Origin of the sequence: Venatorbacter sp. C2-1 (assembly GCF_022832715.1) — a bacterium.
Classification (GTDB): domain Bacteria; phylum Pseudomonadota; class Gammaproteobacteria; order Pseudomonadales; family Oceanobacteraceae; genus Venatoribacter; species Venatoribacter alkanivorans.
In genome coordinates, this window is record NZ_CP094879.1 from 1,311,204 (window position 1) to 1,327,479 (window position 16,276).

General features: G+C 52.5%; 15 protein-coding genes. 6 read left to right on the plus strand and 9 right to left on the minus strand.

Features of this window, described 5'->3' with window-relative positions; all coding sequences use genetic code 11:
* The first annotated feature begins 66 nt into the window (after positions 1–66).
* Positions 67–1,551, plus strand: coding sequence for a ribosome biogenesis GTPase Der (der, locus tag MT343_RS05900; RefSeq protein WP_145469213.1), 1,485 nt, complete (start codon positions 67–69; stop codon positions 1,549–1,551).
* A 54-nt stretch (positions 1,552–1,605) separates the two neighbouring features.
* On the opposite strand, the gene MT343_RS05905 is transcribed toward der, so the two are convergent.
* From MT343_RS05905 to MT343_RS05915, 3 genes are all read right to left on the minus strand, one after another.
* Positions 1,606–2,052, minus strand: coding sequence for a GNAT family N-acetyltransferase (locus MT343_RS05905; RefSeq protein ID WP_145469214.1), 447 nt, complete (start codon positions 2,050–2,052; stop codon positions 1,606–1,608).
* A 70-nt stretch (positions 2,053–2,122) separates the two neighbouring features.
* Positions 2,123–2,518 (minus strand): GFA family protein, encoded by a 396-nt coding sequence (locus MT343_RS05910; protein WP_145469215.1) that lies wholly within the window; start codon positions 2,516–2,518, stop codon positions 2,123–2,125.
* A 76-nt stretch (positions 2,519–2,594) separates the two neighbouring features.
* Complete coding sequence (locus tag MT343_RS05915; RefSeq protein WP_186435924.1) at positions 2,595–2,891, minus strand: YceK/YidQ family lipoprotein; 297 nt, start codon at positions 2,889–2,891, stop codon at positions 2,595–2,597.
* Between the two features lie 248 nt (positions 2,892–3,139).
* Between MT343_RS05915 and MT343_RS05920 the strand changes: the two genes are divergently transcribed.
* A complete protein-coding gene (locus tag MT343_RS05920; RefSeq protein ID WP_145469217.1) occupies positions 3,140–3,991 on the plus strand; it encodes an ATP-grasp domain-containing protein in 852 nt (283 codons plus the stop codon).
* Between the two features lie 101 nt (positions 3,992–4,092).
* On the plus strand, positions 4,093–7,587 hold the full coding sequence (gene dnaE, locus MT343_RS05925; protein WP_145469218.1) for a DNA polymerase III subunit alpha: 3,495 nt from the start codon (positions 4,093–4,095) through the stop codon (positions 7,585–7,587).
* A 67-nt stretch (positions 7,588–7,654) separates the two neighbouring features.
* On the opposite strand, the gene MT343_RS05930 is transcribed toward dnaE, so the two are convergent.
* Entirely contained in the window at positions 7,655–8,419 is a 765-nt protein-coding gene (locus tag MT343_RS05930) for an EAL domain-containing protein (protein ID WP_145469219.1), read from the minus strand.
* 129 nt (positions 8,420–8,548) lie between these two features.
* On the opposite strand from MT343_RS05930, the gene tilS reads away from it, so the two are divergent.
* From tilS to MT343_RS05945, 3 genes are all read left to right on the plus strand, one after another.
* Positions 8,549–9,919, plus strand: a complete 1,371-nt coding sequence (gene tilS, locus MT343_RS05935; protein ID WP_145469220.1) for a tRNA lysidine(34) synthetase TilS — start codon at positions 8,549–8,551, stop codon at positions 9,917–9,919.
* A gap of 201 nt (positions 9,920–10,120) precedes the next feature.
* A complete protein-coding gene (locus MT343_RS05940; RefSeq protein ID WP_145469221.1) occupies positions 10,121–10,561 on the plus strand; it encodes a hypothetical protein in 441 nt (146 codons plus the stop codon).
* A 144-nt stretch (positions 10,562–10,705) separates the two neighbouring features.
* Positions 10,706–11,440: a glutathione S-transferase family protein gene (locus MT343_RS05945; RefSeq protein ID WP_145469222.1), complete on the plus strand. Its 735-nt coding sequence runs from the start codon at positions 10,706–10,708 to the stop codon at positions 11,438–11,440.
* 76 nt (positions 11,441–11,516) lie between these two features.
* On the opposite strand, the gene nhaD is transcribed toward MT343_RS05945, so the two are convergent.
* The 5 genes from nhaD to MT343_RS05970 all read right to left on the minus strand — a co-directional run bounded on the left by nhaD (position 11,517) and on the right by MT343_RS05970 (position 16,224).
* Positions 11,517–12,770: a sodium:proton antiporter NhaD gene (gene nhaD, locus MT343_RS05950; RefSeq protein WP_145469223.1), complete on the minus strand. Its 1,254-nt coding sequence runs from the start codon at positions 12,768–12,770 to the stop codon at positions 11,517–11,519.
* Between the two features lie 249 nt (positions 12,771–13,019).
* Complete coding sequence (locus MT343_RS05955; RefSeq protein ID WP_145469224.1) at positions 13,020–13,667, minus strand: cyclic nucleotide-binding domain-containing protein; 648 nt, start codon at positions 13,665–13,667, stop codon at positions 13,020–13,022.
* A 111-nt stretch (positions 13,668–13,778) separates the two neighbouring features.
* Positions 13,779–14,558, minus strand: coding sequence for a type I methionyl aminopeptidase (gene map, locus MT343_RS05960; RefSeq protein WP_145469225.1), 780 nt, complete (start codon positions 14,556–14,558; stop codon positions 13,779–13,781).
* A complete protein-coding gene (locus tag MT343_RS05965; RefSeq protein ID WP_145469226.1) occupies positions 14,548–14,760 on the minus strand; it encodes a ParD-like family protein in 213 nt (70 codons plus the stop codon). The genes map and MT343_RS05965 overlap by 11 nt, the downstream gene beginning before the upstream one ends.
* A gap of 177 nt (positions 14,761–14,937) precedes the next feature.
* Positions 14,938–16,224: an HlyC/CorC family transporter gene (locus tag MT343_RS05970; RefSeq protein WP_145469227.1), complete on the minus strand. Its 1,287-nt coding sequence runs from the start codon at positions 16,222–16,224 to the stop codon at positions 14,938–14,940.
* Positions 16,225–16,276 lie beyond the last annotated feature (52 nt).

Genomic DNA, 16,276 nt, shown 5'->3' on the forward strand with positions numbered 1-16,276 from the left:
CCAATGTTTTTTACCGGGCGTCGTATAGCGACGCCTGTTTTATTTCTTAAATGAGGTTTTCTGATCATGGTCCCTGTGATTGCTCTGGTCGGACGTCCCAACGTGGGCAAGTCCACGCTGTTTAACCGTCTGACCAAAAGCCGTGATGCGCTGGTGGCTGAAATTGCCGGCCTGACCCGTGACCGTAAGTACGGTGAGGGCAAGGTTGGTGATGTGCCATTCATCGTGATTGATACCGGTGGTATCAGCGGCCAGGAAGAGGGCATCGACGAGGCCATGGCCGCGCAAAGCTTCCAGGCCATTAAAGACGCGGATATCGTTTTCTTTATGGTCGATGTTGGTGCCGGTATTACCAACGGCGACCGTATGATTGCTGAATATCTGCGCCGCAGCGGTAAAGACGCCTATCTGGTGGCCAACAAGATTGACGGTAAAAACCCCGATCTGGTGCTGGGTGAATTCTTTGAACTGGGTATGGGTGAACCGCTGCCGATTGCTGCGGCGCATAACCGTGGCATCAGCGCATTGATCGAATACGTGCTGGGCGAACTGCCGCAGGACGATGACGACTACTTCCGTGAACTGGCCGGCGAAGAAGCCCCGGTACACGAAGAGCTCGACGTTAAAGGTATTAAAATTGCCGTGGTAGGCCGCCCGAACGTGGGGAAATCGACTCTGGTTAACCGTTTTCTCGGTGAAGACCGGGTGGTGGTATTCGATGAAGCCGGCACCACACGCGACAGTATTTATATTCCCTACGAGCGTCACGGTCAGGAATACACCCTGATCGACACCGCCGGTGTACGCCGCCGTAAGAATATTTCCGAAGTGGCGGAAAAATTCTCCATTATTAAAACCCTGCAGGCCATTCAGGACTGTCATGTCTGTATTCTGGTGCTCGATGCCCGTACCGGTATCGTCGAGCAGGACTTACATATGCTCAGCTTCGTGCTGAACTCCGGCCGGGCGCTGGTGATTGCCATCAATAAATGGGATGGCATGGAAGCGGACGCCAAAGAGCGGGTAAAAACCGAAATTGATCGTCGTTTCGATTTCTTAACCTTTGCCGAAATGCATTTTATTTCGGCATTGCACGGTACCGGCGTGGGTAATCTGTACGATTCGGTTGATCAGGCTTACCAGTCGTCCATGGCGAAATGGCAGACCAATATGCTGACCCGTATTCTGGAAGACGCAACGGCCAGTCATCAGCCACCGGTTGTACGCAACCGCCGGCCAAAACTGCGCTATGCCCACCAGGGTGGCTCTAACCCGCCCATTATTGTGGTGCACGGTAATCTGGCGAAAGAATTGCCGGAAGACTACAAACGCTATCTGGCCAATACCTTCCGCCGCGTGCTGGAAATTAAAGGTACGCCGATCCGTATGGAATTCCGTCAGGGCGATAACCCGTATTCCGGCAAAGAGAAAGAAATCCGTCACAGCAGTAAAAAGCGTGCGGATGCGGTGGAACGGACAGAAAATAAACGTAAGATTAAGATTGAAAAAGCACGTAAGCAATTACGTAAAAGCTATAAAAAACCGACCTGATAAAAAGGAGCTTCGGCTCCTTTTTTATTGTGTGTATGTTATGGAAGTTTTTGGTCAGTCGCGTATCAGCGTCATGGGTATAAAGCGGATGCCATTGAATGCTGCTTCCTCGCCCGTCGCCTTAAAACCATAGCGGCGGTAGAAGCCGGCCGCATTCAGTGACGAGCGCAGGCTGATTTCTTTAGCGCTGGTGGATGCCAGTACGGCGTCCAGCAGTTGCTTTCCGAGCCCGCAGCCCTGAGTCTGTTTCGCCACGAACAGGTGGGTCAGATAATTGCCATCACGCAGGGCTGCAAAGCCAACCAGTTGATGAGCGTTCAGCGCCTTCAGTGTGACGAAACGGCTTTCATCCATGGTTGTTGCTATATCCGGCAGAACGCGCTGTTTATATTCACGCTGACCGTCGGCGCTGAATAAGGGCAGTACATCAATCTCGGAGATCGCTGAAATTAATGCCTGGATAGTTTCGGTATCGGCGCTTGTTGCTTTCTGAATATCCATTTTCTTTCTGCTGTGTGGTAACAGGGCGGCGCTTATCGTCACCCTGATGCCTGAGAATAACACGGCTTTTTCAGCTGTGCGGATGCTCCTGAAATTGTTTTGCTTCATCGCCTATCTTATACCAGTGCGGCTTTTCTTTAACGAACTCATGAAAGCTGTTACTGAGATTCAGTTCATCGTCAAAGCAGTTCGCAGATACCGGAAAGGTTTCGTTGTCGGAGGTTACCTCGCCCAGCGATGTACCGCATTTTGAGCAAAAGCAACGGTTGTACATATAGGGCGCTTCCGGTTTGTAGGTGCTGATTACATCAGCGCCGGAGGTCAGCTGAAAAGCATCGCGCTTAACAAATACCAGAGCACTGGCTCCGACTTTGCGGCAGCGGGTGCAGTGGCAGGTTCCCATCATGGTCGGTGGGCTGGACAGGGTGAATTTTACGGCTCCGCAGCAGCAGCTACCATGCAACATAATGTGATCCCTCGGTTATGAATAAGGCTTGTACTGTATTTATATACAGTCCTTATTGCAAGGGGGCAGGGAGACTTTATTCAGCCTTGTCTGCCATGCTGCTGTTTTCCGGCTTCAGGGCATCGTAAGGCAGCAGGAGAGTATCGAGGGTTATATCAACCGGCAGGGCAATCAGGGTGAACAGCGGGCAAACAACAGACATCCAGCAGAACACCATTTCGCCGCTGGCTTCGCCTGTATGGCCGTCCAGGCCAAGCAACAGCAGACTTCCCTGAGTACCCGGATAGTAGCGGGCATCAACCGGGCTACTGTCCGAGCGGGCAATGAGTGTGCCGCAACCATTTAACAACGCCAGGCTGATAAGCATCATCATGGTCAGGATTCTGCTTCGCAGGCCGCAGCCCTTAGTGGCGAACCGGTGCATTACATGTGTATCCCTGCAGTTTTCGGAAGGCTGATCATAGAGTGCTTTGTTGTTCAGAGCGAATTCCGCGCGGGGGCAGCATCAATGGCCGAGTAAAAGCTTTATCGTCAGCAGCAAAAAATTTCGCTGAGCCGGAATCCGGCCATTGCTAATATCGCTGCCCCTTTACTCAGGCTCCGACTGCGCCAGTGTGATCCATGCAGCTGATCTCTTTTGATCCTTACCGCACCCTTCATTTTGCCCAAACCCAGTATCTGAAACCGGAACTGATGAATCATCATCTCGATCTGCTGATCGCGGCTGATGGCATTCTGTTTCCGCAATACTGGCAGGTGAACGCGTTGCTGTATGGCTTAAAAAAGCGCATATTTCCCAGTCCGGCGAGTTACTACATCGGCCATGATAAGGTCGAAATGACGCGCTGTTTTCAGACCATCGCGCCGCAGCATGTGCCCTGGACCCTGATCGAAGCCAATACCCCGGCCAATGCCGAACGGGTATGGGATACCTTACCTTTGCCTTTCGTCGCCAAAATTCCCAAAAGCAGTATGGGAGATGGTGTATTCCTGATTGAAACTCAGGCTGACTGGAACCGCTATCTGGCACTGTCACCGGTGATTTATGCGCAGGAATATCTGCCCATTGACCGCGACCTGCGCATCGTCTGGGTGGGCGATCGCATTATTGGCGGTTACTGGCGGATTCAGGCCGATCGTGGTTTTTATAACAATGTCGCCAAGGGCGGCCAGATTGAAGCCGGTATTCTGCCGCCGGAAGCCTGTGCGCTGGTTGAGAAGCTGGCTCTGGGGCTTGGCATTGACCACGGCGGGTTCGATATTGCCATGGTAGGCCATTATCCCTATGTGTTCGAGTTCAACCGTCTGTTCGGCAATCAGGGCCTCAGCGGCCTGCAGGGCAGGATTGATGACGCTATCCACGACTATCTGGGGCGCATCTGGCACGACGGTGAGCCGGACTCTCCTGACCCTTTCAAAAACCCGGATCAGCCTCCCGGCATGGGCGGGCCGGACTTACCTCAGGTAGTGTAAGCCGCAGCTCTATGGGGCTGTGCTGAATCCGGCGCACAACTGAATCCAATGGGCGCAAAATCCGTTACAATGCTCCTTTTTGCTGGTCAGGGCGTCCGTTCATGTCACAGGGCTTTGTACACCTCCGGGTTCACTCCGAATTTTCGCTGTACGACAGCACCATCCGCGTTAAAAAGCTGATTGGTAAAGTCGCGGAGCTGGGTATGCCGGCGGTCGCGCTGACCGATCAGGCGAACATGTACGCCCTGGTTAAGTTCTACAAAAGTGCCATGGACGCCGGGGTTAAGCCGGTACTGGGCGCTGACCTGTGGCTGGAAAACCCGGATGACAACACCCAGCCGTTCCGCATCACCGCACTCTGTCTGAACCCCGATGGTTATCTGGGGCTGCGCGAACTGATCTCCCGTGCTTACGCCAAAAACCAGCATTACGATAAAGCCATTGTTAAAAAAGAATGGCTGTTCGAGAAAAATGCCGGACTGATTATTTTATCCGGCGGGCGCGACGGTGATGTCGGCCAGCGGGTTATTAAAGGCAAAGTTTCTGACGCCGAAATTCTGGTGCGCGAATATCTGCAGCACTTTCCCGACCGTTTTTATTTTGAATTACAGCGTACCGGCCGTCCCGGTGAAGAAGCGGTTATCCGCGCCGGTATCGCCATGTCAGCGCGCTGCGGTGTGCCTCTGGTTGCCACTAACGACGTACGCTTTTTAGCCGCCGAAGATTTTGAAGCGCACGAAACCCGTGTTGCGATCGGTCAGGGCTATGCGCTGGAAGATAAACGCCGGCCGCGCGAATATACCGAGCAGCAGTATTTCCGCAGTGCAGAAGAAATGGCGGAACTGTTTAACGATATTCCATCGGCCATCGACAATACCGTCGAAATTGCCAAACGCTGTACAGTGGAAGTGTTGCTGGGTAAATACTTCCTGCCGGATTATCCGATACCGGAAGGCATGAGTGAGGCGGATTTTTTCCGTAAGATTTCTCAGGTGGGTCTGGAAGAACGACTGGACGTGGTGCTGGCCGGTATTCCGAAAGACTCAGCGGAATATGCCGAAAAGCGTAAACCCTATGATGACCGTCTGAACTTTGAGCTGGATATTATTATTCAGATGGGGTTCCCCGGTTACTTCCTGATCGTAATGGACTTTATTCAGTGGGCTAAAGACCACGATATTCCGGTCGGTCCGGGCCGTGGTTCCGGTGCCGGCTCGCTGGTGGCCTACGCTCAGAAAATTACCGATCTTGATCCGCTTGAATACGATCTGCTGTTCGAACGATTTCTGAACCCGGAACGGGTATCCATGCCCGACTTCGATATCGACTTCTGTATGGAAAACCGTGAGCAGGTAATTGCTTACGTAGCCGACACTTATGGCCGTGAAGCGGTATCGCAGATTGTGACCTTCGGTACTATGGCGGCAAAAGCGGTGGTGCGCGATGTGGCGCGGGCGCAGGGAAAATCCTTCGGTCTGGCTGATAAATTATCCAAATTAATTCCCGGCGATCCGGGCATGACGCTGGAAAAAGCGCTGGCGTCGGAAGCCCTGTTAAAAGAATTCCTCGACGAAGACGAAGAAGCCCAGGAAATCTGGGAAATGGCGCTGAAGCTCGAAGGTATTGCCCGTCAGACCGGTAAGCACGCCGGTGGTGTGGTGATTGCGCCAACCAAATTAACCGATTTTTCGGCCACCGCCTGTGAGCCTGACGGCACCGGTCTGGTGACCCAGTTCGATAAAAACGATGTGGAAGAAGCGGGTCTGGTGAAGTTCGACTTCCTCGGTCTGCGCACCCTGACCATCATCGACTGGGCGCTGAAAACCATTAACAGCAAACGCGCCAAAGAAAATCTGCCACCGGTCGACATCAGTCAGATTCCGCTCGACGATGAGCCGTCGTATAAATTATTAAAAGCCGCCCAGACCACCGCGGTATTCCAGCTGGAATCACGCGGGATGAAAGATCTTATCCGCCGCCTGCAGCCGGATAATATCGAAGATATGATTGCACTGGTGGCCCTGTTTCGTCCGGGGCCGCTGGAGTCGGGCATGGTGGACGACTTTATTAACCGTAAACATGGCCGCGCCAAGGTGGCCTATCCGCATCCTGATTTTGAACACGAAAGCCTGAAAGAAACGCTGGAACCGACCTACGGCGTTATCGTTTATCAGGAACAGGTTATGCAGATCGCCCAGATTCTGGCCGGTTATACCCTCGGCGGCGCGGATATGCTGCGTCGGGCGATGGGTAAGAAAAAGCCGGAAGAAATGGCCAAGCAGCGCGACACCTTCCGTGACGGCGCCGCTTCGCAGGGCGTTGATCCTGATCTGGCGATGAAGATTTTCGATCTGGTGGAAAAATTCGCCGGTTACGGTTTTAACAAATCGCACTCCGCGGCTTATGCGGTGGTGTCTTACCAGACACTGTGGTTAAAGCAGCATTACCCGGCGCCGTTTATGGCCGCGGTTCTGACCTCCGATATGCAGAATACCGATAAGGTTGTGACCTTTATCGAAGAATGCCGTGAGATGGAACTGGAGCTGGTACTGCCGGATGTTAACCAGAGCCAGTTTGGTTTTACCGTAAATGATGACGGTGCCATCGTTTATGGTCTGGGCGCGGTAAAAGGCGTGGGTGAAGGCCCGATAGCGGCCATTATTGCTGCCCGCAGCGAAGGGCCTTTTAAGGATTTATTCGATTTCTGCCAGCGTGTCGACGGCAAAAAAATTAATAAACGTGTGCTGGAAGCTCTGGTGCGCTGCGGTGCCTTCGACCGTCTGGAAAGTACAGCACCACGTTCTGTATTAATGGCCAGCCTGGAAGATGCGATTAAGAGTGCAGGCCAGACAGCCGCGAACGAAGCGGCCGGTATGATGGATTTATTCGGTGAGGTGCAGGAGGAAGAAGCCGTTGGTGCCGACCCTTACGAACGTTACCGTCATTTGCGCGACTGGTCCTTGAAAGAACGTTTACAGGGCGAAAAAGATACCCTGGGCTTATTTGTTACCGGCCACCCGTTCGATGAATACGAACACGAAGTGCGCAAGCTGGTGCCGAATAAATTGTCGCATTTACAGGAAGCCAAGGCGCCGCAAAAACTGGCGGGGCTGGTGGTGGATATGCGCGTGATGAAAAATAAACGCGGCGACAATATGTGCTTTGTGACCCTTGATGACCGCACCGGCCGGGTTGAAGTGGCGCTGTTCTCGGATATTTATGAACAGGTGCGCGAAGTCGTGGCGAAAGACCGTGTGCTGGTGGTAGAAGCATTGGTTTCCCACGATGATTATTCGGGCGGTTTAAAAGCCACCGGGCGGGCGGCCATGGAAATCAGTCAGGCGCGTCTGACCTTTGCCAAAGCGCTGCGTATCCGTGTCGATGGTGAACGTTCGGAAGATGAATTCTGCAATGATTTAAAACGCCTGCTGCAGCGTATGGATAACGGCTGCCCGGTGGTGCTGGATTTCTATAACTCGGTTGCGCGCTGTGATATTCAGCTGGGTGATAGCTGGCGCATTAATCCCAGCGATGAGCAACTGCAGGAACTGCGTTATGCCTATGGCGATGATGCGGTGGAATTATTATTTGCATAAGCTTGTGGGGGCGACGACGTGGGTGTGAAAAATACCGCTGTTGCCCCGATAACCAATATGCGGCTGGCTAAACGGGAAAACTGACCTCAGGCAGGGTTTCAAAGCCGGGTCTGGCAAACAGGTAGCCCTGCATCAGTTCAATACCGGCATCCCGCAGCCAGTCATATTCTTCAGCGGTTTCAATTCCTTCTGCTAATGCGGTGATATTCAGCTCGCTGAACATCGCCAGACAGTTACGTACGATCGTCTGTCGTGCGCTGCTCCGATGAATATTACGGATTAATTCCATATCCAGTTTTATGATATCGGTCTGAAAGTCTGCCAGCAGATTCAGCCCGGAATAACCGGAGCCAAAGTCATCTGTCGCGGTTTTGAAACCCAGATCATGGTAATACTCAACAATGCGTTTTATATGACCGCTGTCTGAGATTTTTTCGACCTCGGTGAATTCGAACATGATTTTATCGGTGGGAAAGCCATATTTCCGGGCGGCTTCCAGAGTGGTGCGGATACAGCGTTCGGGCTGATAAATCGCATTGGGTAAAAAATTGATGCTCAGCATGGAATCAATGCCCAGCCTGGCCGCCAGTGCGATGGCCTTGATGCGGCAGAACTGATCAAAGGTATAACGGTTATCGTCATTAACGCGGGAAATGACTGAGTACGCAGATTCATTATTCAGCCCGCGCACCAGCGCCTCATAACCAAAAATGCGTTGTGTCGTACAATTCACAATGGGCTGAAAAGCCATGGTGAAATCAAAACCCAGATTGGCGGCATCAGCGCATTGATTGCAAAGTAATCGTTCACAATCGGCGTTTTTATCTGCCATTACTCTTTCCTGTGTTCAGCATCATCCGCTAAGCCTAGTCAGTGGATGACATTGCCGCAATGCATAACCCGCTGGTCTTGGCTGCGCAGGCTGCCTACAATCCCTGCTTTATTCTTCTGAAACAGCGCTATGTCCGAAGCTTTGCTGAACACCCTGAATCAGGCACTGGCATCATTGTCCGCAAGTCAGGGACGACTGCTGGTTGGCTACAGTGGCGGGCTGGATTCCACCGTGTTGCTGCATCTGCTGGCACAGAACGCTGCGCTTAAAGACCGTTTGCTGGCGCTGCACGTACACCATGGTTTATCGGCTAATGCTGATGCCTGGGCGGCTCACTGTGAGCAGCAGTGCGCGCAATTACAGGTTCCTTTTGTCTGCGAGCGGGTGGTGGTCAGCAACCATGGCGCCGGTATTGAGCAGGCGGCCCGGGAGGCCCGTTATCAGGCCTTCGCCCGGCACTGTCAGCCTGGCGATACGCTGCTGCTGGCTCATCATGCTGATGATCAGGCAGAAACCTTTTTTATGCGTTTACTGCGCGGCAGTGGCCTGACCGGTCTGGCGGCAATGGCTGCCGTGCGTGAGCTGCAGCCGGGGTCTGGCATCTGGCTGTTAAGGCCTTTATTAAACATCCACCGCGCACAGCTGGAAGACTATGCCGCAGCGCAGCAGCTGAGCTGGGTTGACGATGAGTCCAACGGTGATGAGAGGTTTGAACGCAACTGGTGGCGACAAACGCTGCTGCCGCAGATATTTGCCCGTTTGCCGGGAAAAGACGCCGCACTGCAGCGCTCTATTGCGCAGCTGCAACAGGATCAGCAGTTGTTAGAGGAATTATTGCAGCCAGCGGTAGAGGCTTGCCTGTGTTCCTGCCACTGGCCTTTTGCCGCAGGGTTTTCCTGTTCGGTTACGGCTTTACTGTCCGCCCCGGCGCATCACCGGCCTTATCTGTTGCGCGGCTGGCTGACACGCTGTGGTCTGAATGGCGGTATGCCGGGCGCTGAATTTCTGCAACGAATCGAACAGGAGGTGATTGCCGCCGCTCCCGACCGTCAGCCGCGACTGCAGCTCGGAGATTTAACCATCCGCCGTTATCAGCAGCAGTTGTATCTGGTGGCTGAAATACCACCGTTCAGTGCTGATCCCCGTGACGTGGTTATTGCGGACGACTGCCACATTCCATGGTACGGAGGTGCGCTTGTCACTGCACCTGCGGCAGAGAGCAGGTATGACGTGCTTGTGCAGCCTGGGAGCTACCACTTAGTGCCGGCAGGGACCTGTCAGGGCATGACGCTGAAAATAGCCGGCAGGCCACGTAAAACACTGAAACATCTCTGGCAGGAGGCCGGCGTTCCTCCCTGGTTGCGGGAATGCTGGCCAGCCCTGCTGCGCGACGGAGAACTTTGTGCTCTGACCGGGCTGTATGTAGCTGAATCGGCACAGCCGCCTGCTGAGCGACGTGAGGAAGAGGGCAGGTTTCTGCGCTGGCAGGGAATCTTTTAAGCTTTGAAGGATCTTAAAAGGTCAGCTGTGCGCTTTGCAAATGGCTTATCCGGCGCTGTTCTTCAGCGTTATTAGAGGCTATTTTGCGCACCAGCCGAGCGTTATCCGGAATCGCCTGTGGTTTACTGATGCTCAGCCTGTTGTGTGTGCTTGCTTTTGGGCGGTTTTGAAATTTATCTGCGGGAGCAGCTTTTAGTCTTTATGCGTTATCCGATCGTATTTGCAACACTGGCCGCCACTTTGGTACTGGTCACTCTGAATGAAACTGACAACCGTATTCTGCGTGGCAGCAGAACTCCGGCACAATTGTTTAATCAGGGGGACGCTTCCGTTCAGGTCGAAGTAAATACTCCGCAGGCACCGGCAGAGAAGGCCGTCGTTTCTGACGGTTATGACAACAACATGGGTGAAAAAACAAAAGAACCTGTGCGGCTTAATCTCAAATTGCCGGATATGGAATGGGATGATTACAGTTACGGTAACAGTGATGCTTTTCCGAATGTATTTGGCAAGCAACCAAGCGAATCTGCCGTGAACTGGTCCGGTCGTCTGCATCTGGATGAGTCGGAAGAGGCAAAAGCCAAACCGCTGAATGAAACCATCCTCGGCGCAGAACTGGAACTGCAGCTTAAGCTGCCCTGACAGCGCTGCCGTGTTTTGTCTGCTTCCCTTCCTGAATCATCATAGTCATAAAACAGTTCTTCAGTACCAAAAATGGCCGGCTGCTTTTTTAAAATCGTCAGGCCTGTTAAAGTCCGCCCATAAAAAATATAAAGAGGTTTTGTGATGCGTATTACGCTGTATCAATTCCCGATTTCTCACTACTGCGAAAAAATCCGCTGGGCACTGGACTATAAAGGTATCCGCTATAAAACGGTTAATCTTGTCCCGGGCCGTCATATTGCGTTGATGCAAAAACTCAGTGGCCAGACGTCGGTGCCTGTGTTGAAACACGGCAGACAGGTTGTGCATGGTTCATCAGCGATTCTGGATTATCTTGATCAGGTTTTCCCGCAAAAACCACTGCTGCCAAAAAATCCGGAACTGCGTGCTCAGGTACTGGAGTGGGAGCGTCGTCTGGATGCCGAAGCCGGGCCGGATGTCCGTCTCTGGAGTTACCATCATTTATTGCAACAACCAGCTCAGGTCATTCCTTTGCTGGGGGCACGTAAACCGTTCTTTTATCGTTGGTTATTGCGTTCAATTTTTCCTAAGCTGGAAAACGGAATGCGTCGCTGGATGAAAATCACACCGGATAATGCCGCTAAAGCGCAGCTGCGTATGGAAAGTGTATTAACCGATTTACGCCTGGCCTACAGCCAGTCGCATTTTCTGGTGGGCGAACATTTCACCCGTGCCGATCTTACGGCCTGTGCGTTATTTGCACCGCTGTTTCAGCCGTTTCAGTATCCGGTGCCCTGGCCGGGGGTGGAGTATGCACCAGCGACGATGCGTGAATGGATTGAGCAACATCAGGATATTATTGAGCCGCTGCGGCTGCGTTATGCTCAATATCGCTGATGTCTGACAGTAAACCGATTAAATAAAAAATGCCCGGTAAATACCGGGCATTTTTTATACAGTCTGTAATGGCTGTTTACAGTACATAGTGGCCAAGCAGCAGCACACTGCTATAGCCGACGCTGTAGGCGATAATCAGAGCAATAAAAAACTTCAGGTAGCTGCCAAAAGTCAGCTCATCAATTTTGCTCATGGCCACAATGCCAGCGGCAGAACCGATAATCAGTAACGAACCGCCTACACCAACAGCATAGGTCAGCGCCATCCATTCCTGCAGCGTCATCGTTACATCGGCTTTCAGTAGAGCGGCCGTCAGCGGAACGTTATCAATCACGGCAGACAGCAGTCCCATCAGATAATTGGCGGCCCAGGCTGGCATATGCTGGTACAGCGCCACAAAGCTGTCGAGCGCATGGATTTCTTTCAACGAGCCGACAATCAACAGGATACCGAGGAAGAACAGCAAAGTGTCGAACTCGATCTGGCGGATATAGTTAAGGATCGGATGGTTTTCAGTATCTTCGCCGTAAGCCCGGGCTACCAGAAACATTACCGACAGCCCGGTCAGGAAGCTCAGTACGGGCGGAATATCAAACATGACATTGCCGGCAATCGTGGCAAGAATAGTCAGAATAAAAATAGCGGCGATGGCCAGATCGACCCGCGCCAGATCGTTTTCTTTATGCTGAATAATGGCATGATCACGCAGCGACCAGGACAGCATGGCGGCGAGTAGCAGTACTGCGGTCAGGGCTGGCAGTGATAATAAAAGCAGATTGGTAATGCTGACTTTACCGGCGAGGAAAATCATCAGCGTGGTAACGTCACCGGTGATCATGGCAACACCACCAGAGTTCACTGCAAACACCACCACGGTGGCAAAGCGCAGGGTTTTAGCGGCGGATAAATTCAGCGATAAAATCAATGCAACAGAAATTAACGTCGCCGTAATGTTGTCGGCCAGCGACGAAAATACAAAGCTGAACAGACCAGCCATAATCAGCAGTTTGCGTTCGGATACCTGCCTGGGCAGGAAACGATAAATCAGACTTTCAATCAGCCCTTTTTTGTTGAGGTAGGCAACAAAGGTCATAGCGGCCAGCAGGAACAGCCAGAGGCTGGCAATTTCTCCGATATTTTCCTGCAATCCTTCCTGGACCAGCTCATGGGTGTGGGTGTCTGAGGAAAACACAAACAGCAGAACCCAGGACAGTGCACCTAAAAACAGTACAACCTGAGCTTTGTTTACGTGGATAACTTCTTCAAGTACAACGGCGAGCAGACCAAGAAAGGCCAGTGCGATCAGCAGGTAGGGCAAAAAATCGGGCATCAGGTAACCTCGTTGTCGCCCGGACGGAGTGTCCGGAAGGGAAAGACATGGGTCATAAAGCGCAGGCATTGTAGGACTGTAAAAGAACGCTGCAAAGTGCTTTTTTACCGCAGGATTAAGACCTTAGCCGGGCATTGCCGGTGGTGTCCGGTATGGCGTGGCTGCAGACTCTGGTGCAGCCACGGATCAGACTGTTGCGGGCAGGAAATCTGTGCACTACCAGAAATTAATGAGTACCACCGCTGAGTATCAGTACTCCTTCCATTCTCCGCCGTCATTCATTGCATCATTCCATTCGCACAGCAGTTCGGACAGGGCATGCGCCTGGTGATGCAGGGCGTGCAATTCTTCCAGTGTATTTTTTTCACCGGTATAGAGGGGCAGTGTGCGTACTTTGCCGACCAGCGGGTGATCGGGCAGCTGCATTTTATTGCGCTCCAGATTCCAGCGGATATTGTTGGTCAGCATGCGGAAGAAACTGATTTTGGTGCGCAGCGTAAACAGGGTGAAATCATCAAGGTCGCTGAAGTGCTGGTAGTCAATACCGGCCAGTAAGGCAGTACGGCCATTCACTTTAATCGAGGCTGAACGTTTGAAGTTCAGCACCATGGCCATCACGCCGAACATTTCGCCGGCATTGATTTCGTTGATCACTTCACCGCTGTCATCATCGGCTAACACTGCAAGCTGACCCTTCAGCAAAAAATACAGCACGTTGGCGTCATCGCCGTGGTGCAGGATGATTTCGTCCTGATCGGCGGTCACAAACTGAGTAACACTCATCAGTAATTCAAACTGAGTCGGGTCGCTGTGAATCAGGTCCTTGAAGAAGGTGACGCCATTGACAATACGTTGCAGGGTGTCAATGGGATACTCTTCACGGGTGATACGACGCATGTTTGCTCCAAAAACTGGCAAGGATGTCAGTGGCGCAATATAGCATGCCCGCCGGGTGAATAAAGGGCAAAACCATGGGTTGGCATGATCAGGGTCAGTTCGCAGCGATGGTTAAATCGCTGCGGTTTTTTCTTCATCGCGCAGAGTAAGTACTTCATAACCTGTCGCCGTAACAGCGATGGTGTGTTCCCACTGAGCCGACAGTTTTTTGTCGCGGGTAATGACCGTCCAGCCGTCTTTCATATGTTTTAAACGGTGATCGCCCTGATTGATCATGGGTTCGATGGTGAAGGTCATACCTTCCTCCAGCTTCATGCCACTGCCGGCTTTACCGTAGTGCAGTACCTGCGGTTCTTCGTGCATTTCGCGGCCAATACCGTGGCCGGTATATTCGCGTACCACGCTGAAGCCTGCGCGTTCGGCAACCTGCTGAATGGCCTGGCCTATATCGCCGAGACGGGCGCCGGGGCGTACCTGACGAATGCCGGCCCACATCGCCTGATAGGTGGTATCCACCAGACGCCGGGCTTGTGGGGTAATCTGGCCGACGCAGTACATTTTGCTGGAGTCGGCAATAAAGCCGTTTTTTTCCAGGGTGATATCGAGATTGACAATATCACCGTTGCGCAGCAGCTGGCTGGCTTTGGGCATGCCGTGGCAAACCACATGATTCACCGATGGATTCAGCACATAGGGAAAATCGTACTGCCCCTTGCTGGCCGGTCGTGCCTGCAGATCATTGACGATAAAGTCTTCGACCCGGTTGTTGATATCCATGGTGCTGATGCCGGCTTTGACGTAGTCATCAAGCATGGCAAACACCTGCGCCAGCAAGCGTCCTGATTCACGCATCAGCGCCAGCTCTTCCGCGGTTTTGATTTTAACCAGCATGTTGCAGTAACTCCTTCAGTGGCAGTTCTTTACTGCTAAGCAGCTTGCGTGTCAGCTGTGGGTAAGTGAGGTCAGGATAGAATTCGGCCAGCATGCCGATTTTGATCCAGAATTCGGCCTGGGCATTAATTGAGCGCGACATAGACGCGCTGGCGTCACGGATCTCTTCGTGCAGATCGTCAGAAATTTTAACAATACCCATCAGCAGGCTCCCGGTTGAATTACACGAAGTATATACGTTTCGTATATTCCGGGCAGCAATGAACATACTGCTTTTTTGCAACAGAGTGTTTGCACTGTGTGCAGGTAGTATCCGGGAGGGGGGAATAACTGAAGTACGAAACAGGCTGACGTGCAGTCGTCAGCCTGCTGGCAAGCCTTAATCCGGCAGCTTGATCTTGCGGTCGGTGGTCATCTTGGCGGCGCGGATGGTGTTGTCTTTGATCTGCAGAATTTCTACGCGGTAATAACCAATGCGCAGGCAGACCGGCGCATCGGGAATATGCTCGAGAATTTCGACAATCAGGCCGCTGATGGTTTTCGGGCCATCGGTCGGCAGATCCCATTTCAGCGCTTTGTTCACATCGCGCACATAGGCAGCACCATCGACGATATAGCTGCCGTCTTCTTGCGGATGTACGTCCGGAGAGGCGGCGGAGACCACATCGGTGGTAAATTCACCGACGATTTCCTCAAGAATATCTTCCAGCGTACAGATACCCTGCACATCTCCGTATTCATCGACGACCAGAGCAATACGGCGCTTATTCTTCTGAAAGTTAAACAGCTGGGTATGCAGCGGTGTACTCTCCGGAATGAAGTAAGGTTCGCGGCAGATTTTTTCCAGATCTTCTTTTAGGAATTCACCGGAGGTTAAAAAGCGGCTGATATTACGGGTGTGCAGGATGCCAACCACATTGTTGATATCACCACGAAACACCGGCAAACGGGTGTGCTGGGTGGTGCGCAGCTGTTGCAGCACGGTGTCGAGGTCATCGTTGAGATCAATGCCCACCAGTTCGGTACGCGGCACCATGATGTCGTTTACCGTCATCTTCTCCAGATCAAGAATACTGATCAGCATATGCTGGTGACGCTTGGGAATCATCGAGCCGGCTTCACGCACGATGGTGCGCAGCTCTTCGGTGCTCAGGTTATCCGGTGTGGTGTTGTTGACGTCCACCCGAACCAGACGCAGCAGGGCGTTGGCAATGGTGTTTACAAACCAGACAAAAGGCTGCAGCAGCCACTGAATCGCCAGCAATGCGCGCGAGGCAGGAAAGGCAATTTTTTCCGGCGCAATGGCGGCCAGGGTTTTTGGCGTCAGCTCGGCAAAGATCAGCACCACCAGGGTAAACAGGATGGTGTTAACAAAGACGGCGAGATCGGGGTTATCCGGCCACAGGCGCTGGCTGATGATGGTTGCCAGAGCGGCGGCGGCAAAGTTGACCAGGTTATTACCGGTAAGGATGGTACCAATCAGACGATCGGGCTTTTCCAGCAGTTTGGTGGCACGCAATGCCCCCTTATGCTTACTTTTGGCCAGATGGCGTAACCGGTAACGGTTAAGCGACATCATGCCGGTTTCGGAACTTGAGAAAAATCCAGATAAGATGATTAACAGAACCAGTATGCCGAAGAGCACACTTAAGGGAACGTCACTCAAGACGGGATCCTTTTAACATTAAGATCCCGCCATCATAGGGGCGGATGTTGGG